This is a genomic window from Aliirhizobium wenxiniae (genome assembly GCF_019511445.1).
GTDB lineage: Bacteria > Pseudomonadota > Alphaproteobacteria > Rhizobiales > Rhizobiaceae > Neorhizobium > Neorhizobium wenxiniae_A.
On the sequence record NZ_JAEUAN010000009.1, the window covers coordinates 96,164 to 117,302 of the forward strand.

Genomic DNA, 21,139 nt, shown 5'->3' on the forward strand with positions numbered 1-21,139 from the left:
ATTTCCCATCGACAAACGCGTGCACATTAACCAAGCAAAAACCAGAACGTGCAAAATATAGACATATTGTCACATTTACTTTTCACAGATCAGGATCTGCAAAATGATACCGGCACAGGCAGAAAAGCAGCAGCATGCAGCAACGCCCCGCTCGATGCAGGTCATCACCGACGGCATCGGCAGGGATCTTGAGCGCTTCAGCGCCGACAATACCCATGTCGTCAAGCAGATAAGGCTTCTGGCAATCAATGCATTGATCGAGGCGGCGCGCGCCGGCGAAACGGGCAAGGGCTTTGCCGTGGTTGCCAACGAGGTGCAACGGCTGGCGCAGGTCGCCTCCGATATCGCCGCAAAATTCGAAAGCAACGTACTTGGCCGTATCGGGATGACACGCAGCATGGCGGATCAGTTGGTGCACGAAATGGAGGGCATCAGGCTCACCGATCTCGCTCAGACGCTGGTTCAGTTGATCGTCCGCAACCTTTTCGAGCGCACCGCCGATGTCCGCTGGTGGGCCACCGATACCGCCCTCTGGCAGGCGCTTGCCGATCCGTCGACAGAGCGCCGCAGCTTCGCGTCCGAGCGCCTCGGCGTCATCAACCGCTTCTACACCGTCTATCTCGATCTCGTCATGACCGATCTTTCCGGCAAAGTGATCGCCTCGGCCAATCCGAAATTCCAACGCAAGCTCACCGGCCTGTCGCTGGCGGAAGAACCCTGGTTTGCCGCCGCGAGCCGCAGCAAGTCAGGCGACGATTATGTCGTTGACGAAGTCAAACGCTCCGGCCCGCACGACAACCGCACGGCCCTTGTCTATGCGACCGGCATCCGCGAAGGCGGAAAACTCGACGGCGCGCTTCTGGGCACGCTCGGCGTCTATTTCGACTGGCAAAACCAGGGGCAATCGATCGTCGAGAAAGAGGCCAACCTCGCGCCGCACGTAGCGGAAAAGACCACCGTCCTTCTGCTTGATGGGAACAGCCGCGTCATCGCCACGACGAACCCCGCCCTGCTTTTCACCCATTTCGCCCTCGCCAATCCGAGCGGTCAGCCTTCCGGCAGCTATTACGACAACAACGGCTCGATCGTCGCCTATGCCAAAACCCTCGGCTACGAGGATTACGACGGCCTCGGCTGGTATGGCGTGGTGATCCAGAAGCTGGAAAACGAGGATGAAATCCGGTTGGCGCTGAATATCCGGTAACCTCGGGGCTGCTCGTCAGAAATTCCAGGGCGAAATAAGGTCGAGCCCGCAGGTCTGGAAATCCTTGATATTGCGGGTAGCCAATCTTCCACCATTGACAAGCGCAATGGCGGCGATCAACCCGTCCGGCACGGACATCGGGCGTCCCTTCCGTACGGCGTGCCCCATAAGTTCACCATAGGCCAAGGCAGCCTGTTCGGTGACAGGGAATATCCGGTCTGCGAAACGGAGACGCCAATCCGACAGCGCCAGTTCCAATCGGTTGGCCCGCTCCTGCGGCCGGATTTTACAAATACCGAAGGCGATCTCTGCTATTGCAACCGTCGAAAGAGCCAGCTCGGCATCATACCTTTCCAGCCATGCAAGGACGTTCCTGTCCGGATCTCGCTTCAGCGTTTCGGAAATAACGTTGGTATCGACGAAGATCACAGATCTATACCTAAATGAGGCTTTCTGTTTTCGTTGATGATCACATCCAGATCGGCATCGTCACCGGAGAAAGCTGCCGTATATTCGGAAATTCGCGCATAGAATGCTGATGCGGGTTCCCGCCCAGCCTCCCGCATTTCATACGCTTCAAGCGCGCGCTCGACGATATCGGCGATAGACCGGTTTTCACGGCGAGCAAGCCTATGGGCTAGGTCCTTCGCGCGAGCGCTTCGAACGGAGAGCTGCGGTTCTGCCATATCACACTCCCTTTCCATCATCAGCTGCCATCAAGATAGCTATTGATGGCTAGATGGCAACAGAAAAGGCGCTGGCCGTTGATGGGATAGGCCCTATTTCAAACATCTCAGGTTGGAGGAGCCATAATGATCATTCGTTCCGGAAGCTGCCTGTGCGGAAACGTCCGCTACAAGGTCAAATCAGATCCCATCCGTATCGGCCTTTGCCATTGCATGGACTGCCGCAAGGAAAGCGGGTCGGTCTTCGCCACCTTCGGCATCTGGCCGGCTCATGCCTTCGAGGCATCGGGAGAGGTCCACTATTACGAAGGACGCGGTTTTTGCGTGACCTGCGGCGCACGCGTTTTTTCCGAACCGGTCGAGGATGAAGTCGAAATCCGGGTCGGCACGCTCGATATGGCTCCAACCGATGTCCAGCCTACTTACGAGTTATGGGTCAAGCGTCGGGAAGACTGGCTGGCGCCCATTGAGGACGCGGAGCAGTTCGAGGAAAACCGTCTCTGATCCATATCGCCAGCCGTGCGTCGCTTTGATATTCCTCCTTACCAGCAAACATGGCACGGTGAGATCCCGATGACCTATGAGTTACAGCTGAAAAAGGCGATCGATATCGCCACCAGGGCGCATGAGGGACAATCCAGCAGGACGGGCGGCCCCTTTATCGACCACGTCCGGCGCGTGGCCGAACATGTGACGGGCAAGGATGAGACACTGGTCGCCTGGCTTCACGATGTCGTCGAAAAAGGCCACGACTGGACATTCGAGCGGCTACGCGAAGAGGGATTTTCGCAATCAGTCATCGATGCTGTCGACGCCATGAGCAAACGTAGCGGCGAGGACTATTTCGATTTCATCCGTCGCTCGATCGTCGATCCCTTGGCCCGCCCCGTCAAACGGGCAGACCTGACCGACAATCTCGCGCAGATGCGCCAGATGGGCGGCGATGGCGGCAAATTCGCCGAAGGCCTGCGTATCCTGAACGAAACCTATCCCGATTGATTTGATCGGAACCTTGGCTTTTCTCTTTCGTTGCGGCCGTTGAAACACCGTCAGAACAAAGAGGATAGCCGATGAAACTTCAATCACGGGTCGCTCTGGTCACTGGTGCGGGGTCAGGTATAGGTCGAGCTTCGGCGCTCAAGCTGGCGGAGGCCGGGGCGATCGTCGGCATTCTCGGTCATACCGTAAGCGAACTTGAGGACACCGCGGAAATGATCGGGTCGGCGAACGGCAAGGCCATCGTTCTTGATGCAGATGTGGCCGACGAAACCGACATGCGCAAGGCGATCGATACGCTGATCGATCAAACGGGCAGGCTCGATATCGTCGTCGCCAATGCCGGCATTAACGGGGTCTGGGCGCCGATCGATGATCTGCAGCCCGATGAATGGGACCAGACGATCCGCGTCAATCTGCGCGGCACCTATCTGACCCTGAATACCAGCGTCCCGCACCTGAAGAAACAGGGCGGGTCGGTGATCGTCGTATCCTCGATCAACGGCAACCGCAGCTTCAACACGCCGGGTGCTACCGCCTATGCCGCAACCAAGGCGGCGCAGGTAGCGATGGTCCAGCAACTCGCGCTCGAACTCGGCCAGCATCGGATCCGCATCAACGCCGTATGCCCTGGCGCCATCGAAACCAGCATAAACGACAACACCGAAATTCGCGGGGCCGATAAGACTGCAGTACCCGTTGAGTTCCCGGCTGGCGATATCCCCGTCACCGGCGGCAAGTCCGGCCAGAGCGAGGACGTCGCTTCGGCTGTCCTGTTTCTCGCGTCCGACCTGTCGCGGCATATCACAGGAACCCCCGTCTATGTCGATGGCGGACAAGGATTGTTGCGTTAAAGCAATTCCAGCAAAAGCGGAAAGCGGTTTTCGCGACCGGGATTGCGTCGCACCAGATCGACAGCGCCTCTCCGCCTTTGGCGGCTCGTGGAGGCGCGGCCATCTGTGACCCATGCAAAAAACGGACCTCTGACTTGCGCATGGTCAAGGATTGAAATCCGATACTTTGGGTGCTAACTAATGCAGCAGACAATCTTAGTGTGCTAACTATTATGCCTTACATCGATCAAACAGCCTCGGAATTCCTTGAGGAGCTGACCAAGGTCAGCCGCAAGATCCGCACGACCTTCAACAAGAAGGTCACGGCCCACGGCCTGACCTATCCCCGTGCACGTGCGCTTTTCCGCCTGGCCAAGAAACAGAACATGACGCAGACCGAACTTGCCTGTGAGCTGGAGCTTGAACAGGCAACCCTCGTACGCCTGCTCGACCGCATGGAAGAAAACGGCCTGATCGAACGCCGGCCCGATGCACATGACCGGCGCGTCAAGCTGATCGCGCTCACCGAACATGGAGAAGAACAGGCCGCCTTCGTGCGCGCGCTGGCCGACCAGATTCGTCATCAGTTCTTCGAAGGCATCGAACAGGAAGAGTTGAAACAGGCCATCGCGCTCATGCAGCGGATCTCCGACAACGTCTCCAATGTGGAGGTCGATGATGTCCGCGCGTGATGCAGTCCTCAAGCAGGAAGACCAGGTGGTCGAGCGGACGGGCGTGGAAACTCCAGCCGTTCAGCAGCCGGTTGAGCCTGCCCCTGTCACCCCGGCCGCCCCGCCGCCTTTCGTCCCGAAACCGCTGCCGATTGCCCTTCTTTATGCGCTGACCTCAGTCACCGCCTTCATCATGCAGGGTCTCGGCACGGCGATGATCTCGACCAACTTGCCGCTGATCGCCGGGCCGCTGGAAGCGACGCAGAACGAAGCCGCATGGCTGCTGGCAGCCTATCTCTTTCCCAATGCCAGCCTTGGCCTGTTCCTGTTCAAGGTCCGCACGCAATACGGCATCCGCCAGTTCTGTGAACTGGCGATCATCCCTTACGTGGTCATCAGTCTCGCGCATCTGTGGGTGAACGATCTCAGCCTCAGCATCGCGCTGCGTTTCTTCGCCGGCGCCGCCGCCGCTCCGATCTCGTCCATGGGCTTTCTCTACATGCTCGAGATCTTTCCACCGGCGCAAAAGCTTCGCTGGGGTCAGTGCCTGGCGCTCGTCGGCCTCTCACTCGCAACGCCGCTTGCGGGCCTGATATCGCCCTCGCTCCTCGACCTGCATGACCTGCGCGGTCTCTATCTCGTGGAACTGGCGCTGGCGCTCATCGTCTTCGGCCTGATCTACATCCTGCCGCTGACATCGCCGCCCCGCGCCAAGGTCATCTCGTCGATGGACTACCTGAGTTACGGCCTTCTTGCCACCTCGATGGGCAGTCTTGCCGTCTTCTTCACCATGGGCCGGCTTTACTGGTGGCTCGAGGCCGACTGGCTGGCCTGGGTACTGATCACCGGTATTGTCAGCGGCACGCTCTGCATCATGCTGGAGCTCAACCGCAAGAACAATCTCATCGATGTGCGCTGGATCGGTTCAAGGGAAATCCTGCATTTCGCCGGTGTTCTCCTCGTCTTCCGCATGCTGTTGACCGAGCAGTCGACCGGCGCCATCAACTTCTTCCGCCAGCTCGGCCTGTTCAACGAACAGATGGCGCATCTCTACTGGGCGATCCTGATTGCCAGCGTCATCTCGGGCCTGTTCTGCGGCTTGATCATGAAGCCGGGCCGAGAACCCTATATCCATCTTCTGTCGCTCATCCTGATCGCCGCCGGCACGCTGATGGACAGCTATTCGACCGCGCTGACGCGTCCCGACCAGATGCTGGTCAGCCAGTCGCTGATCGCTTTCGGCTCGGGCCTCTTCCTGCCGCCTGCCATGGCCGTCGGCTTCGCTGCCGCGCTGAAGAAGGGGCTGACTTATATCATCAGCTTCATCGCCGTATTTCTCTTCACCCAGAAGGTCGGCGCCTTCATCGGCAGCGCCCTGTTCGGCACATTCGTCACCTGGCGCGAGCAATATCACTCCGCCATCCTGACGGCCCGCCTCCTGCCCACCGATCCGCTGGTGATCCAGCGTATCAACCAGTATGTCGCCGCCTACAGCCGCACCGGCTCGGACGCCGCGCAACACACGATCCAGGGCACCAGCGCCTTTGCCAAGCAGGTGCAGCAGCAGGCCTATGTGCTTGCCTATGACGACGCCTTCTTTGCGACATTCCTTCTCGCGTTAGTGGCCATCACGCTGCTCTCGCTCCACATCCTCTGGAACAATCGCCATCGCTTCTCGCGCAGCGCGGACACCCCACAGATTGCCTGACGCCCGAACCTGGCCAAGAAAACAAGTCAAAGACCATGAAAACCGTATTCAGATCACTCGCAACCTATCTCGCGGCCGCCGTCGGCATTATCGGCGTGCTGATCATCCTCTATGTCTGGAACCTGCCGCCTTTCAAAGGCTCGATCGAGACAACCAATGACGCCTATGTGCGCGGCCAGGTGACCCTGCTCAGCCCGCAGCTTGCCGGCTATATCGTCGAAGTTCCGGTACAGGACTACCAGAAGGTCAAGAAGGGCGATCTGATCGCCCAGATCGACAATCGGATCTATGCCCAGAAGCTCGAGCAGGCGAAGGCCACGCTCGCATCCGCTGAGGCCTCGCTTGCCAATTCAGAGCAGAGCCGCAAGTCGGCCGAAGCCAAGATCGTCTCCGCCAAGGCAGCCGTCGAAAGCGCCAACGCCGCCTTCGACGCCGCAAAAACCGCCTATAACCGCACCCAGTCGCTGCTGAAGAGCAATGTCTCGACCCAGAGCGATTTCGAAAAGGCGCAGGCCACCTACGATCAGGCCCAGGCATCCGTGCATCAGGCAGACGCGGCGGTTCTCGTCGCCGAACAGGATTTGAACACGATCGTCGTCAACCGTCGCACGCTGGAAGCCACCGTCGAAGGCGCCAAGGCTTCGGTCGAACTTGCCGATATCGATCTGCAGAACACTCGCATCACCGCCCCGCAGGACGGCGAGCTCGGCGAAGTCACCGGGCGTCTCGGCCAGTATGTCTCCACCGGCACGCAGATCGCCTCGCTCGTGCCCAATCACGTCTGGGTCGTTGCCAACTACAAGGAAACCCAGCTTGAAGGCATGAAGCCCGGCCAGGAAGTCACCTTCACGGTCGATGCCCTCGGCCACCAGAGCCTCAAGGGTCGCATCGAGCGCTTCGCGCCCGCCACCGGCTCGGAATTCTCCGTCATCAAGTCCGACAATGCGACCGGCAATTTCACCAAGGTCGCCCAGCGCATTCCCGTCCGGATCGCGATAGAGCCGAACCAACCACTCGCCGACAGCCTTGTTCCCGGCATGTCGGTCGTCGCCAGCGTTGACCTCGCGCAGCAAAGTGGACCAGCTCTGGCGCAGACGAACTGACACCCCCGCCAGGTTCGTTTGCACCCTTTCCGGACAAAAAAAAGCCCCGCGCCATGTTCAGCTTTTTGGCGCGGGGCTTTTCTATATTTGAGACTGAAGCGTGATCGGGTCAGCGTCGCGCGACGGCCTGTCCCGACCCTGTGTTGCGCGCCACCCAGTCATGCCAGCCTTCCTCGCCGCCATTGAAGACATTGAGGTCGATCTTGCCCTCGACGCCTTTCGAAAGGCCCGAGCCGGAATATTGCCAGAACGCCCATTTGCGATCCGGATAGATTTTTGACGGATGCGCCGCCACCGAGCGCAGCCAGAACGGATAGTCGCGGAACTGGCCCCTCAGGTGATCTTTGTAGAAATCCGGCGCCGTATAGATGACCGGCCGCTGGCCGTAATGCCGCTCCAGCTTGTCCATGAAGACCTGCATCTTTTCGAGCACGCGCTCGGTCGAAAGACGCATCTTGCAGCCGGACTGGTGATTATATTCGACATCGATCACCGGCGGCAGCGCATCGGGATCGCGCGGCACGTTGCGGATGAACCAGTCTGCCTGCTCGCCGGCGGTCCGGCACCAGTAGAAGAAATGGTACGCGCCGCGGCGAATACCCGCCTGATGCGCCCCGCGCCAGTTGGTCTTGAACATCGGATCCAGATGGTCGCCGCCGTCCGTCGCCTTGATATAGGCGAAGTTGGCGCCCTGCGTGCGCAGTTTCGCCCAGTCGATATCGGCCTGCCAGCGGGAAACATCGACGCCGTGAACTGCGAAATGGCGAGGCGCGACCCTGCCGAAATTCATCGGCTTCACATCGCCGAAGCGCTGACCGTAGACCCGCAGGCGCTGATGGCCGCTGGAACGCGGCATTGAGGGCGGCATGGGCTGCTCAAGAACCGGGTTGAGCGCCGGGCGCAGCGAAGCCACCGGCCGATCGGCCGGAACAGGCATGCCGACCGTCCGTGCCATGCCGTCAAAGGCGTGTGTCTGCTCGGCCCCGCCGTTCCAGGCGAGTTCGTGTGGATCGTTGACGCCGGCAGGCGGGGTGATCGCGGCAACCGGCGTCGGATCGATCGAGGGTACGGATGCGGCCGGCATGACCGGCGGGACGATCGCCTGCGAGGGCGCCAGCCGCGCGGTCTTCACCGAAGACGGCGGCACGGTCAATGCTGTCTCAGGATTGGACGAGGTGCAGCCGGAAAGGCCGATACAGGCGGCAACGATGACCGATGTGGCAGCAGAAAAACGCATGAGAACCCGTACGCAATACACCGATCCCGCCCTTGGATGCCCCATTCTCGGACGCAATACGGGATTTCACTAACGGGACCTTACTGAAAAATCCTAAATGCAATCTTTACGAGTCATTCACGTTGCCGGCATTTGCAAACGGCATGCTAATAAAACGATCGTTGATTCTCCAACTTACGTGGCCGGCGATAATCCCATTATTAAGAACTTGCGTCCGATAGTCGCTATTATTGACATAAGCCAAATCTCAAGAGCATTCCCACTCTCATGCGCTTCATCCATTTCAGGCTCGTCGGTCCGGCCATCATCGCGGTTGCGGTATTGATCGCCGGCATGGCGACCATCCCCTATATCGGCATCGCCCAGATCGATGCGGACCTTCGCCAGCGGCAGGAAAGCCTTGTGAAGCACAATATCGACCTGTGGATCAGCGATATCGAATTCTCGCTGACAGCATGGACGATATGGGATGAATCCATCGCCAAGATCGATAACAGCTTCGATTTCGAATGGACGGACCGCAATATCGGCGCATCGCTGATCGGAACATCCCGCACACGGTTTGTCGCCGTCGTCGATCACGGCGACAGGCTGATTTATTCGCGCACCGACGACAGCGTGAAGGATCGCGGATTTTTCACCCGGGGCATTCCTACCGTTATCGAGGACGCAGCGGCTCTGGTGGCAAATGTTCGCGCACGAGAAACCGGGCGCGTTATCGAAGGCATTCCAAAGCCTGTCAGCATCAGCCGCATCGAAGTTCTGGGGGATGACGCCGTGCTGATGACGGCTTCACTGTTCCAACCGGATTTCGGTACCGCAAAACCGAAAGGCGAGCGCGCCCCGATCCTGATCACCGCGATGCCGATCACCGGCACGATCCAGGAGTTTTTCGGCACCCGCTTCCTGCTCGATGACGCGCGGATCGCCCCGCAAACGGATATCCTGCCGGACAGGGCGCATGTGGAGATCGCCGTTGGTCCACGCGGAGAAGTGCAGGTCCTCTCCTGGCGGCCTCCGAGCCCCGCAGCGGATCTCCTCTATCGCTCGCTGCCGCTGCTCGTCACCGTGTGCATCCTACTGCTCGCCATCGGCATTTTCACCATCCGCATGTCGCGCGACGCCGCCCGCCTGCTGGTCGCCCGCGAAAAGCAGATGCGCCATGCCGCAACCCACGACTTCCTCACCGGCCTGCCAAACCGCGCAAGGCTCGAACAGGAGTTTCGGAAACTGAGCGAAAACGGCCCGGTCGCCGTCATCTGCCTCGATCTCGACGGTTTCAAACAGGTCAACGATACCCATGGGCATGCAGCGGGCGACGAGTTGCGCAAGGCTGTTGCGATGCGACTTCGCGCCGGCACTCGCGGTGTCGACCGCCTGTTTCGTCTCGGAGGCGATGAGTTCACCATCCTCATGCCGACGGTTTCGGAAAGCCAGGCGGAAGAGACCTGTCGGCGGCTTTCCCTGTCATTGGCAGAACCGGTCACCCTGTCGAAAGGCCTCGTCACGATCGGTGCGTCCTTCGGCATCAGACGGGTGGAGAAGGACGAAATTTCCTGCGACGCCGCCATCAGCGCCGCCGACGCGGCACTCTACCACGCCAAGGCCTCAGCCCGCGGCAGCACGATCCTTTCAAGCAAGATCTCGCCCGCAGCGCCAGTCGACACAACGCCCACCGCATCAATCACCCGTCGCAGCGCCTGACGGCGCGTCTGTAATCAGCGGGCTAAGGCGAAGCTGCTTTAATTGCCCTCGCCGACAGAGAGAATTTGATCGATCGTCGGCTTGCCACGGCTCAGGCCTGCGCGTGCTAAAATCCTCTGTCAACGCGCGATTTAGTCCAATGGGTCAAGCATCTCCGATCGCAGCATAGACTTAACGATATAAAGATATCGTTATATGACATTGACCGGCCGTTTGACTTTTGATATGGTCATAGTGCTTAAGGTTCCTCGGCCGTTGCATGCAACACGCCGGGGCTAAGAGGGAAGTCGGTGCTCCTTGTTATACGGAAAAGCCGACGCTGCCCCCGCAACTGTAAGCGGCGAGCTGAAGTCCATTATGTCACTGGTTTACCCCGGGAAGACGGACGGAAGCGATGACCTGTGAGCCAGGAGACCTGCCTTTGGCGAAATAACGTCCACGGGCGGGGTGTCCCAGTGTGCCGTAGCAAAGGCTGCTTTGTCGCGGCCTGCCTTGCTATGCGTCCGCAGACCCATGCCCCCAACTCCATAGGGGCACAACATGTCTCAGACCTGCAGTTTCACGATCACAAGCGTACCCTTCGACGAGAATTATCGTCCTTCGGAACATACGCGCATCACCACCAATTTCGCCAATCTGGCCAGGGGCGAAAAGCGGCAGGAAAACCTGCGCAATGTCTTGGCGATGATCGATAGCCGCTTCAACGCCCTCGCGCACTGGGACAATCCCAAAGCGGACCGATACTCGGTAGAGTTGGAGATCATTTCAGTCGAAATGAGCCTGGATGTTGATGGCGAGACATTTCCTCTCATCGAGATACTGAAGACGACGATCATCGATCACAAAACCGGTGAACGTATCGACGGTATTGTGGGAAACAACTTCTCCTCCTATGTGCGCGACTACGACTTTAGCGTGGTGCTGCCGGAGTATAACAAGAGCCTGCCTGCCTTCAGTGTTCCGGCCGATTTCGGCGACCTGCATGGGAACCTGTTCAAGTCCTTTCTGCGGTCGGATGCCTACCGGTCGCACTTTCGCAAGCCGCCGGTCATTTGCATCAGCGCCTCCACCAGCAAGACCTATTACCGGACCGAAAATCATCACCCAATTATGGGCGTCGAGTACCGGCAGCATGAGTTCTCGCCCACCGATGAGTATTTCGGGAAAATGGGATTGCAGGTTCGCTACTTCATGCCTGCGGGCAGCGTTGCGCCGCTGGCCTTCTATTTCGTCGGCGACTTGCTCGGCGATTATTCCAATATCGAGCTGATCGGCATCATCAGCACGATGGAAACGTTTCAGCGGATTTATCGCCCTGAAATCTACAATGCGAACGCAGCGGCCGGGACATTTTACCAGCCCAACCTGCAGCACAAGGACTATTCCCTGACCCGGATCGCCTACGACCGCGACGAACGAAGTCGCCTGGCGGTGGATCAGGGCAAGTTCACCGAAGAACACTTCATCAAGCCATACCGCGCTGCCGTTGAGCAACTCCTGGCTCACTGCGCCGCCTGATCAACACCACAAGCAGGTCATCATCATGAAGAAGCTTCTCCCCACATCGACCGCCGGCAGTCTGCCAAAACCCTCCTGGCTTGCGCAGCCCGAAAAACTGTGGTCGCCCTGGAAACTGGAGGATGAGGAATTGCTGGAAGGCAAGAGAGACGCCCTGCGCCTTTCACTGGACGATCAGCGGCAGGCCGGCATCGATATCGTCAGCGATGGCGAGCAGACACGCCAACATTTCGTCACGACTTTCATCGAACACCTCGACGGCGTCGATTTTGCAAAACGCGAAACCGTCAGAATTCGCGATCGCTACGATGCAAGTGTCCCGACAGTCGTCGGCGCCGTTTCTCGCCAGAAGCCCGTTTTTGTGGAGGACGCCAAATTCCTGCGTCAGCAGACCAAACAGCCGATCAAATGGGCGTTGCCGGGTCCGATGACGATGATCGATACGCTCTTTGACAGCCACTATAAAAGCCGGGAAAAGCTCGCCTGGGAATTTGCCGGGATACTCAATGAGGAAGCAAGGGAGCTGGAGGCTGCCGGTGTCGATATCATCCAGTTCGACGAGCCTGCCTTCAACGTCTTCTTTGACGAGGTGAATGACTGGGGCGTTGCCACCTTGGAGAGGGCAATCGAAGGGCTGAAGTGCGAAACCGCCGTCCATATCTGCTACGGTTACGGCATAAAGGCCAATACGGATTGGAAAAAGACCCTCGGCTCAGAGTGGCGGCAGTATGAAGAAACTCTCCCCAAACTGCAGAAATCCAGTATCGGCATGATCTCCCTCGAATGCCACAATTCTCATGTTCCCATGGATCTTCTGGAACTTGTTCGAGGGAAGAAGGTGATGGTCGGAGCCATCGACGTGGCAAGCGACACAATCGAAACTCCGGAGGAAGTCGCGGCAACGCTGCGCAAGGCGCTCAAGTTTGTCGACGCGGATAACCTTTGCCCCTGCACCAATTGCGGCATGGCACCACTGTCTCGCCGTGTAGCGAGAGGCAAGCTGAGTGCCTTGAGTGCAGGAGCCGAGATCGTCAGGAGAGAGCTCTCGGCGTAGCGCCGGCTGAGTGGCAGGAGGCCGACATGAACATGATGAATCACGGCGTCGACAATGTGGACAAAGCCACGTTTCGCAGTGGTATGTCGCGCCTCGGCTCGGCTGTGAACGTCGTTACCACCAGACACGACGGGAAGCGTTACGGCTTCACAGCCTCGGCGGTCTGCAGCGTCAGCGATACCCCAGCAACGCTTCTCGTCTGCATCAATCGCGCGAGCTCGTGTTTTCATGCTTTTGAAAATGCGAGCTGTTTCTGCGTCAATACGCTTATGCCGGGCCAAGAGAACATTTCGAACCTCTTTGGAGGAAAGACCCGGGTGGACGATCGATTTGCTCTCGGCGATTGGAGGGAAGGCCTAACTGGTGTCCCCGTGCTGGCCGACGCTTCGGCCAGCTTTGAGTGCGAATTGACCAATGCCGTAGACGAGGCAACCCACCGCATCCTCTTCGGGCGCGTAATCAGAATTCGTGAGAACGAAGAACGGGCAACGTTGCTCTATTGCATGCGTCGCTATCTTAACGGCTAGCTTCACGAGCGAATCTCGGGAATGACCGCAATGGCGCAAAGCGGCCGAAATGCTTGCTCGACAAAATCCGTCCTGGTTCATACGGCTGGCCCATGTAACATCGAACGTTCGCAGTCCGCACTTCTCTCCCGGATCGGCCTCGGCCATCCCATGAAGGGTTTAAGTCGATGATGTGGTCCAAGTTATGCCGACCTGCCATCACCCGGCGCGCGCAGCAGTCTCAGCGCATTGATCGTCACCAGCACGGTGGCACCGGTATCGGCGAGGATCGCCGGCCACAGCCCCGTCACGCCGATGATCGTCGTCACCAGAAACACCGCCTTCAGGCCGAGCGCGATGGTGATGTTTTGCCAGATATTGCGCATCGTCCGCTTCGACAGGTCGATCATGCCGGCAATGTCGGACACGCGTCCATGCAGCACCGCCGCATCCGCCGTTTCCAGCGCCACATCCGTGCCGCCGCCCATGGCGATGCCGATATCGGCGGCTGCCAGCGCCGGCGCATCATTGATCCCGTCGCCCACCTTGCCGACGACAAATCCGTCGCGCTGCAACTCGCCGACGATGCGGCTCTTGTCTTGCGGCATCAGTTCCGCGCGTACCTCGATGCCGAGATCCTTGCCGATCGCGTCTGCCGTGCGGGCATTGTCGCCGGTCAGCATCACCGTTTTGACGCCATGATCAGCCAGCAGCTTCAACCCGGCCCTGGCATCGGCGCGTGGTTCGTCACGCATCGCAATCGCGCCAGCCAGCACACCGCCGACGATCAGCACGGAGACCGTCTTTCCCTCATCGTTGAGCGCCGCAATCCGCCGCGAATGCGCCATCGGCAGCGAAACCCGCTCCACCGCCGCCTTCGGTGATCCGAAAAATACCTCTTCACCGTCAACCAGCGCCGTCACACCCCGGCCAGCCAGCGCCTTCGCCTCGCTTGCCGCCGGAACGTCCAGTTCGTATTCGGCAGTTTTAGCCAGGATCGCGACGGCCAGCGGATGGCTGGAACCGGCCTCAAGCGCCGCCGAGATGCGCAAGACATCATCGGCATTGCGGCCGAAGGCGATCACATCGGTCACCTGCGGCTTGCCGGATGTCAGCGTTCCTGTCTTGTCGAAGGCAACCGCCGTCAGCTTGCCGAGCGTTTCCAAAACCGCGCCGCCCTTCAGGAGCAGACCGCGGCGCGCGCCGGAAGAAAGCGAGGCCGCGATTGCGGCAGGCGTCGAAATGACCAGCGCACAGGGGCAACCGATCAGCAGAATGGCAAGCCCCTTGTAAACCCATTCGCCCCATTCCCCACCTGCAACAAGCGGCGGCAGGATGGCGACGAGGGCCGCCACCACGACCACGCCGGGCGTGTAATAACGCGAAAACCGGTCGATAAAGCGCTCGGTCGGCGCCTTCTTTTCCTGCGCCTCCTCCACCAGCCGCACGACACGGGCAATGGTATTATCCTCGGCCGCAGCGGTCACGCGCACCCACAAGGCAGCATTGCCATTGATCGTCCCGGCAAACACCTGTTCGCCCTCGCCCTTTTCAACCGGCGTGCTTTCGCCCGTCACCGGCGCCTCGTCGATGGCGCTTGTCCCTGCGACAATGATGCCATCGGCAGAAATCCGATCGCCCGGCCGCACCAGAATGACGGCGCCGACCGCCAAGGTTTCCGCCGGCACTTCCCGCGTCTTACCGTCTTTTTCGACAAGCGCCGTCTTCGGCACCAGTGCGGTCAGGCTCTGGATGCTGGAGCGCGCCTTGCCGGCCGCAACCCCTTCCAGAAGTTCGCCGACGAGAAACAGGAAAACGACGGCTGCCGCTTCTTCCGATGCATTGATGATGACGGCGCCGACCGCGGCAATCGTCATCAGCATCTCGATCGAAAACGGCGTGCCGGCAAATGCCGCCATGATCGCCCTGCGCGCGATCGGCACGAGCCCGATCAGCATCGCGGCGGTAAAGATATAGCTGTCATAAGCGGGAACGAAATGGCCGAAACCATAGGCGACAACAAGCGCCAGCCCGACAAGAATGGTCAACCGTCCCTTCTTCGATTTCCACCACGGCCCATCCATCGGCGCATGATCGTGACCATGCAGCCCCTCGATCTCGTCAGGGTCATGCCCGTGATCCGCATGATCGTGCCCGCCGCCGTGATGGTGTGCATGGTCGCCCCCATGATGATCATGATTGCAGTCGGGGCCATGCTCGTGGTGGTCATGCGACTGGCTGATCTCCCCCCTTGCGGGGGAGATGCCCGGCAGGGCAGAGGGGGGTGTCCCGCCCTGCTCCGTCCCCTTTCTCCCCAGCGCCCTCAGCGAATAGCCCAGCCCGGCGACCTTCTTCTCCATCGCGGCAAGATCCGCGCTGCCATTGTGACTGACCGTCATCGTGCCGGCGGCAACCGAAACGGAGACATCCTCCACGCCCGGCACCCGCCGCACCGCCGTATCGATCTTCGTCGCGCAACTGGCGCAATCCATGCCGCCAACCTTGTAACGGGCCTGGTTCGGTGCGTGATTTTCCGCGGTCATGTCGCTCTCCACATTGCTTCGAGCACCATGTCTAGAACCTCTAGTCACTAGAGCTGCAAGAGGCAATTTTGAAAATCGCCGGCCCGCCGGTGCAGATTGCTGCCGTACAGGCCTTGAAAAACGTGGACTGCCCGCCAAACAGGCTTGCGGCTGGATCGCTCAAAAAATAGAATTACCCCCAAAGTCCGGGGGGTCCCGGTCAACCGGTTTTCCGAAAGGTCTTCATCCAGTGAACGTCTCCCGCCTTCTCCGCGCGTCGGCTGTCGCCGTTTTTGCCTCCCTCGCCGGCGCATCCGTCGCCAGCGCCCAGTCGAAGACGCTGACCATTTCATGGTGGGGCTATAACGGCGAGAAGATGAACGCCAACATCATCGAGCCGTTCAAGAAGATCTGCGGCTGCGATATCGTCTTCGAAACCGGCAACAATGCCGACCGCCTGAACAAGCTGCGCCTGCGCGACAACAAGGGCGTCGACGTCATCTATCTCTCCGACAGTTTCTCGCAGCTCGGCATCGAACAGGGCCAGTTCCTCGAAATCGACCCGGCAAAGATCCCCAACCTGTCGGAAATCTACGAACTCGGCCGCCAGCCGCAGGGCAATTACGGCCCGGCCTACACGATCGGCCGCGTCGGCATCGTGTATGACAGCGCCAAGGTCAATCCGCCGATCACCTCGTGGAACGATCTGTGGCGCGCCGATCTCGAAAAGTCGATCTCGCTTCCGGGCATCACCACCACGGCCGGCCCGATGGTCGTGCTGCAGGCCGGCAAGCATGCCGGCACCGAAGCGTTCGAGGATAGCGAAGGCGCTTTCTCGGCCATCGAGGAACTGAAGCCGAACGTGGTGAAGAACTACAATACCGGCTCGGAATTGGTGAACCTCATTTCCACCGGCGAAGTCCGCGTCGCCATCGCCCAGGATTTCACGCTCGCTTCCATGCAGGCCGCCGTGCCGACGATGAAATGGGCCGAACTGACCGACGGCGACATCGCCACCGTCAACACGATCAACATTCCCAAGGGTTCGGAAAACGTCGAGCTTGCCTACCAGTTCATCAACTTCGCGCTGTCCAAGGAAGTCCAGCAGAAGGAAGCCGAACAGGGCGTCGATGCCCCGATCAACACCAAGGTCGAGCTGACGCCGGAACAGGCGAAAATGTGGACCTACGGCGCCGAAAAGGTCGCGAGCCTCGCCCGCATCGACTACGCCAAGATGAACGAAGCCAAGACCGACTGGATCGACCAGTGGAACGAGCTGTTCGCGCAGTAAAAGGCGAAGGTTTCGCGTAAAGATCCCTCTCGGCCGTGACTACCACCTCCCCACAAGGGCCGCTTTGAATACGAAAAAGACCCCTCCAAACCCTCCCCACAAGGGGAGGGCTTAATCCGGCCGCACCGCAGAGACTCAAGTGGGTCTTGAGGTTGCGGCGAGTCTTCTCCCCCCTTGTGGGGGAGATGGTCGGCAGACCAGAGGGGGAAAATGCGGTTGGAACTAGATAGATGAACAAATTCGCCAAATGGGGCCTGACATTGCCTGCGACGATCCTCGTCGTGGCACTTCTCGTCGTCCCGGTCCTCGCCACCATCGCCACCACATTCGGCGAGCCGAAGGGCATTTTCTCCACCTATACCGCCTTCTTCAACAGCGGTTTCCGCACCGGCATCCTTTACCGCACGCTCCGCATCGCGCTGATCACCACGGCGATCTCGCTCGTCATCGGCTTCCTCACGGCCTATGTGATTGCCCAGATGCCCGGAAGACTGAAATCGATCGCCATCATCGCAGCCGTCTTCCCGCTTCTGACCGGCGTCGTCGTGCGCTCCTTCGCCTGGCTGATCATTCTGGGCAAGAACGGCATCGTCAACAGCTCGCTTCTGTCGCTCGGCATCATCTCCGATCCGCTGTCGATGCTCTATACCGAAGGCTCGGTCATCGTCGCGATGGTCTATCTCTTCGTGCCGCTGATGATCCTGACCTTGACCGGCGTGCTCGAAGGCATTCCGCGCGATGTGGTCGAGGCCTCCGCCTCGCTCGGCGCAAAACCGATCGCCACATTCTTCCAGGTCATCCTGCCGCTGGCGGTCCCCGGCCTCATCGTCGGCGCGGTCCTCGTCTTCACCGGCAGCTTCACCTCCTATGCCACACCGCAGCTCCTGGGCGGCGAGCAGATGATGATGATGGGCACGCTTCTCTACCAACGCGCCATGGTCACCTTCGACTGGGTCGGCGCCTCCACCATCGCGGCAATCATGGTGGTCATCACCATCGCCGTCGTCTCGATCATGAGCCGCATCGCGCGGCGTCTCAACCCAATGGCGGTGTAAAGACCATGGCAGCCCGTATCCACCCGCTTCTCGGCGCCTTCGCCATCCTGGTCTTCCTGTTCCTGCTAGCGCCGCTCGTCATCATCGTCGGCGCATCCTTGAGCGACACGACCTATCTCACCTTCCCGCCGCAGGGCCTGACCTTGCGCTGGTTCACCAACATTTTCGAGATCTCGGCCTTCCGCAACACCGCGATCACCAGTTTTCAGGTGGCGATCCTCGGCACCGGCCTGTCTCTCCTGATCGGCATTCCCGCGGCATACGCTCTCAACCGCTACCGCGTCGGCCTGCCGAAATGGCTCGGCACGCTCTTCATCCTGCCGATCCTCGTGCCGGAAATCGTCTTCGGCTTCTCGCTTTTGAAGTCGGTTACGATCGGTATGGGCCTGCCCATCTATCCGAGCCTGATCATCGGCCATGCCCTGCTCGTGCTCCCCTATTCGGTGCGCGTCGTCGGCGCCTCGCTCGCCTCCTTCGATTTCTCCGTCGAGGAAGCTGCCATCAGCCTCGGCTGCCCGCCGTGGAAGACGTTCTTGACCGTTGTCCTGCCGAATATCCGCGCCGGCGTCATCGCCGCCTTCATCCTCGCCTTCATCACCTCGATCAACGACGTGTCGATCTCGGTGTTTCTGACCGGCCCCGGCATCTCCACCCTGCCGATCCAGATTCTCGCCCATATGGAACAGTTCTTCGATCCGACCATCGCCTCCGTTTCCGTGCTCCTGATGCTGGTGACCGTCGGCGTCATGGCCATCGTCGAGGCGACCCTCGGCCTCACCTTCCTGACCAAGTAAACAAGATCGCCCGCACCCATGACCGTATCGCTGACCATCGAAAAACTCTCCGCCCATTACGGCCAGACCCAGGTCCTGAAAGACCTGTCGATCTCTGTCGCGGCCGGCGAACTCGTCTCGCTTCTCGGCTCGTCCGGCTGCGGCAAGACCACGACGCTGCGCATCGTAGCCGGCTTCCTGCAACCCACCTCCGGCCATGTAAAACTCGGCGATCGTGACCTGACGACGCTGCCCGCCCACGCCCGCGATATCGGCCTCGTCTTCCAGAACTACGCGCTCTTCCCGCATCTGACGGTGCAAGACAATGTCGCCTTCGGCCTGAAACAGCGCGGCGTCTCCTCTGCCGACCGCGCCAAGCGGGCAACGGCGATGCTGGAACGCGTCGGCCTCGCAAACCTTGCCGATCGCCTTCCCGGTGCGCTTTCAGGCGGCCAGAAGCAGCGCGTCGCGCTCGCCCGCGCTCTGGTCATCGAGCCGCCGCTTTTGATGTTCGACGAGCCCCTCTCCAATCTCGATGCCAAACTGCGCGTCGACATGCGCGTCGAAATCCGCCAGTTGCAGAAGGCGAACGGCACGACCTCGCTCTACGTCACCCACGACCAGGAAGAGGCGTTTTCGATCTCCGACCGCGTCGCAATCATGAATGCCGGCCGCATCATGCAGCTCGATACGCCGGAAGTGCTTTACCAGAAGCCCGCCAACGCCTTCGTCGCCCGTTTCGTCGGCTTTGAAAACCTGATCCCGATGAAGACCGTTGCCCGCGACGGCGCGATCGTCACCGCGGAAGCCGCAGGCGGCGCAAAACTGCACCTGTCGCAGGATGTCTTCGGTCCGATCGCGGACGATTTCGTCCTCGCTACCCGCCCCGACGGCCTCGTTGTCCGCAGTCAGGGCGAAGGCATCCCGACGACGCTCGGCACCCGCACCTATCTCGGCCGCGCCTACCAGTACAAATGCGAGACGGCTGCCGGCGAAATCACCGCCAACGGCGCGCTGTCGGAACTCTTCGAGCCCGGCGCAAGCGCAGTCCTCGTTCCGGTGCCGGAACAGTGCTGCATCCTCTCCCCCGAGAACTGAAGCAATTCCAGCAAAAGTGGGAACCGGTTTTGCCTCCGGAATTGCGTTAAAACAAAGAGATAGAGCGGTTTCGCGTTTCGAAGAAAGGCGAAATTGCTCTAAGACCGCTGCTCGCGTCATAATTGAACCTGCGCCGCGCAAGCTTCGCTCAATATCGTGTCCTCTTGCCTTCCGCAGATGGAGGCATCGGGATACCGGCAAGGCTTTGTCTCCGGTATCCCCGATAACAAGGGAGAAAACATGGTCTACGAGTGGAATGCTCAAAAGGCGCGCCGGACAAAGCTCGTCAGGACGGCGATCGTTTGCCTTGCAATTACGATTGCTTTCCTGCCGCTGTCCTACATCACCCTGGGGTGAATGCGGCATCTATTGCAACCAAATCACCTGTTTGGGTGACGATTTCCTTATGTAACTATGCTGTCATAAAGGCGGAGTTACCTGAACTCCGATCTGACTTTCCAGCCTTTAGCCCCTTGCCTGACCAGCAAGGGGCTTTTTCTTTGCCGCCATCAGGGCGAATGGCCGACAGATTGCATTGGCAGAATATGCGCATATAATCTGCGTATGTCCTGGAGGTTCTCATGCCGACATCCGCACGCAAAGCCGCAAACCTTTCGCTCGACAGCGAACTGCTCTCCCAAGCCCGTGAGTTGGATATCAATCTCTCCCGCGCTGCCGAAGACGGCATCGCCAAGGCCGTCAAAGCCGAGCGCGAGCGACGCTGGCTGGAGGAGAATGCCGATGCGATCCAAGCCTATAACGAGTATATCGAGAAGAATGGCCTGCCACTCGAAGAATACCGCACGTTCTGATGGCTCGTTTCCATATCCATAAGCTCAAGAACCGTGATGGCTTTATCATGGATCTGCAGGCTGATCTTCTAGACTCCATCGAGACCCGCGTTGTCGCGCCCGTTGTTCCTATCGCCCAGATTGGGTCTTTATTCGTTAAATTGAGTCCTCGTGTCGAGATAGAAGGGCGGGCTTATTACATCCTTATCCCTTCGATGGCCTCATTACCGAAACGGCTCATTGGTGAATCCGTCCTTGATCTCTCTCAGCGGCGTGACGAAATCACCGCAGCCACGGATTTTCTTTTTCAGGGGTTTTGAGGGCCGTAAGCGGAAAAATTATCCCCTCACCGACAAAATCCAAGACTTGGCATGCGGCTAAGATCTTGA

General features: G+C 59.5%; 21 protein-coding genes and 1 riboswitch. Of the genes, 17 read left to right on the plus strand and 4 right to left on the minus strand.

The annotated features are described in order from the left end of the window. The first annotated feature begins 103 nt into the window (after positions 1–103). Positions 104–1,204 (plus strand): methyl-accepting chemotaxis protein, encoded by a 1,101-nt coding sequence (locus tag JNB91_RS31345; RefSeq protein ID WP_220325930.1) that lies wholly within the window; start codon positions 104–106, stop codon positions 1,202–1,204. 15 nt (positions 1,205–1,219) lie between these two features. Here the strand turns inward: JNB91_RS31345 and JNB91_RS12960 are convergent, their stop codons facing one another. Continuing rightward, complete coding sequence (locus JNB91_RS12960; protein WP_220325931.1) at positions 1,220–1,633, minus strand: type II toxin-antitoxin system VapC family toxin; 414 nt, start codon at positions 1,631–1,633, stop codon at positions 1,220–1,222. Then, positions 1,630–1,890, minus strand: a complete 261-nt coding sequence (locus JNB91_RS12965) for a type II toxin-antitoxin system VapB family antitoxin (protein ID WP_220325932.1) — start codon at positions 1,888–1,890, stop codon at positions 1,630–1,632. The genes JNB91_RS12960 and JNB91_RS12965 overlap by 4 nt, the downstream gene beginning before the upstream one ends. 126 nt (positions 1,891–2,016) lie before the next feature. Here JNB91_RS12965 and JNB91_RS12970 point away from each other — a divergent pair, with 126 nt between their 5' ends. The 6 genes from JNB91_RS12970 (at position 2,017) to JNB91_RS12995 (ending at position 7,201) form a co-directional block, all read left to right on the plus strand. Further along, entirely contained in the window at positions 2,017–2,394 is a 378-nt protein-coding gene (locus tag JNB91_RS12970) for a GFA family protein (protein WP_220325933.1), read from the plus strand. A gap of 69 nt (positions 2,395–2,463) precedes the next feature. After that, positions 2,464–2,889: an HD domain-containing protein gene (locus tag JNB91_RS12975; protein ID WP_220325934.1), complete on the plus strand. Its 426-nt coding sequence runs from the start codon at positions 2,464–2,466 to the stop codon at positions 2,887–2,889. Positions 2,890–2,960: 71 nt separating this feature from the next. Further along, a complete protein-coding gene (locus JNB91_RS12980) occupies positions 2,961–3,740 on the plus strand; it encodes an SDR family oxidoreductase (RefSeq protein WP_220325935.1) in 780 nt (259 codons plus the stop codon). Positions 3,741–3,952: 212 nt separating this feature from the next. Then, positions 3,953–4,411, plus strand: a complete 459-nt coding sequence (locus JNB91_RS12985) for a MarR family winged helix-turn-helix transcriptional regulator (RefSeq protein ID WP_220325936.1) — start codon at positions 3,953–3,955, stop codon at positions 4,409–4,411. Continuing rightward, the gene (locus tag JNB91_RS12990) at positions 4,398–6,098 is read left to right on the plus strand and encodes an MFS transporter (protein ID WP_220325937.1); all 1,701 of its coding nucleotides are present in this window, start codon (positions 4,398–4,400) and stop codon (positions 6,096–6,098) included. Before JNB91_RS12985 ends, JNB91_RS12990 begins: the two co-directional genes overlap by 14 nt. Before the next feature lie 35 nt (positions 6,099–6,133). After that, positions 6,134–7,201, plus strand: a complete 1,068-nt coding sequence (locus tag JNB91_RS12995; protein ID WP_220325938.1) for an HlyD family secretion protein — start codon at positions 6,134–6,136, stop codon at positions 7,199–7,201. Positions 7,202–7,310: 109 nt separating this feature from the next. On the opposite strand, the gene JNB91_RS13000 is transcribed toward JNB91_RS12995, so the two are convergent. Continuing rightward, entirely contained in the window at positions 7,311–8,438 is a 1,128-nt protein-coding gene (locus JNB91_RS13000) for a glycoside hydrolase family 25 protein (RefSeq protein WP_220325939.1), read from the minus strand. A gap of 267 nt (positions 8,439–8,705) precedes the next feature. On the opposite strand from JNB91_RS13000, the gene JNB91_RS13005 reads away from it, so the two are divergent. The 4 genes from JNB91_RS13005 (at position 8,706) to JNB91_RS13020 (ending at position 13,241) form a co-directional block, all read left to right on the plus strand. Beyond that, on the plus strand, positions 8,706–10,142 hold the full coding sequence (locus JNB91_RS13005) for a diguanylate cyclase domain-containing protein (RefSeq protein WP_220325940.1): 1,437 nt from the start codon (positions 8,706–8,708) through the stop codon (positions 10,140–10,142). Between the two features lie 224 nt (positions 10,143–10,366). Further along, a riboswitch (cobalamin riboswitch) is annotated at positions 10,367–10,579 on the plus strand. Positions 10,580–10,682: 103 nt separating this feature from the next. Continuing rightward, complete coding sequence (locus JNB91_RS13010; RefSeq protein ID WP_220325941.1) at positions 10,683–11,660, plus strand: DUF1852 domain-containing protein; 978 nt, start codon at positions 10,683–10,685, stop codon at positions 11,658–11,660. A 25-nt stretch (positions 11,661–11,685) separates the two neighbouring features. Next, positions 11,686–12,714: a methionine synthase gene (locus JNB91_RS13015; RefSeq protein WP_220325942.1), complete on the plus strand. Its 1,029-nt coding sequence runs from the start codon at positions 11,686–11,688 to the stop codon at positions 12,712–12,714. 26 nt (positions 12,715–12,740) lie between these two features. Then, positions 12,741–13,241: a flavin reductase gene (locus JNB91_RS13020; protein ID WP_220325943.1), complete on the plus strand. Its 501-nt coding sequence runs from the start codon at positions 12,741–12,743 to the stop codon at positions 13,239–13,241. 182 nt (positions 13,242–13,423) lie between these two features. Here the strand turns inward: JNB91_RS13020 and JNB91_RS13025 are convergent, their stop codons facing one another. Then, entirely contained in the window at positions 13,424–15,763 is a 2,340-nt protein-coding gene (locus tag JNB91_RS13025) for a heavy metal translocating P-type ATPase (protein ID WP_220325944.1), read from the minus strand. 229 nt (positions 15,764–15,992) lie between these two features. On the opposite strand from JNB91_RS13025, the gene JNB91_RS13030 reads away from it, so the two are divergent. The 6 genes from JNB91_RS13030 (at position 15,993) to JNB91_RS13055 (ending at position 21,070) form a co-directional block, all read left to right on the plus strand. Then, positions 15,993–17,033 carry an ABC transporter substrate-binding protein gene (locus JNB91_RS13030; protein ID WP_220325945.1) on the plus strand — a complete coding sequence of 347 codons (1,041 nt, stop codon included), beginning with the start codon at positions 15,993–15,995 and terminating at the stop codon, positions 17,031–17,033. A gap of 230 nt (positions 17,034–17,263) precedes the next feature. Beyond that, on the plus strand, positions 17,264–18,088 hold the full coding sequence (locus JNB91_RS13035) for an ABC transporter permease (protein ID WP_220325946.1): 825 nt from the start codon (positions 17,264–17,266) through the stop codon (positions 18,086–18,088). Between the two features lie 5 nt (positions 18,089–18,093). Next, positions 18,094–18,882 carry an ABC transporter permease gene (locus JNB91_RS13040; RefSeq protein ID WP_220325947.1) on the plus strand — a complete coding sequence of 263 codons (789 nt, stop codon included), beginning with the start codon at positions 18,094–18,096 and terminating at the stop codon, positions 18,880–18,882. 18 nt (positions 18,883–18,900) lie between these two features. Beyond that, the gene (locus JNB91_RS13045; protein ID WP_220325948.1) at positions 18,901–19,959 is read left to right on the plus strand and encodes an ABC transporter ATP-binding protein; all 1,059 of its coding nucleotides are present in this window, start codon (positions 18,901–18,903) and stop codon (positions 19,957–19,959) included. Between the two features lie 581 nt (positions 19,960–20,540). Beyond that, the gene (locus JNB91_RS13050) at positions 20,541–20,771 is read left to right on the plus strand and encodes a type II toxin-antitoxin system CcdA family antitoxin (protein WP_220325949.1); all 231 of its coding nucleotides are present in this window, start codon (positions 20,541–20,543) and stop codon (positions 20,769–20,771) included. Beyond that, the gene (locus JNB91_RS13055; protein ID WP_220325950.1) at positions 20,771–21,070 is read left to right on the plus strand and encodes a CcdB family protein; all 300 of its coding nucleotides are present in this window, start codon (positions 20,771–20,773) and stop codon (positions 21,068–21,070) included. The genes JNB91_RS13050 and JNB91_RS13055 overlap by 1 nt, the downstream gene beginning before the upstream one ends. Positions 21,071–21,139 lie beyond the last annotated feature (69 nt).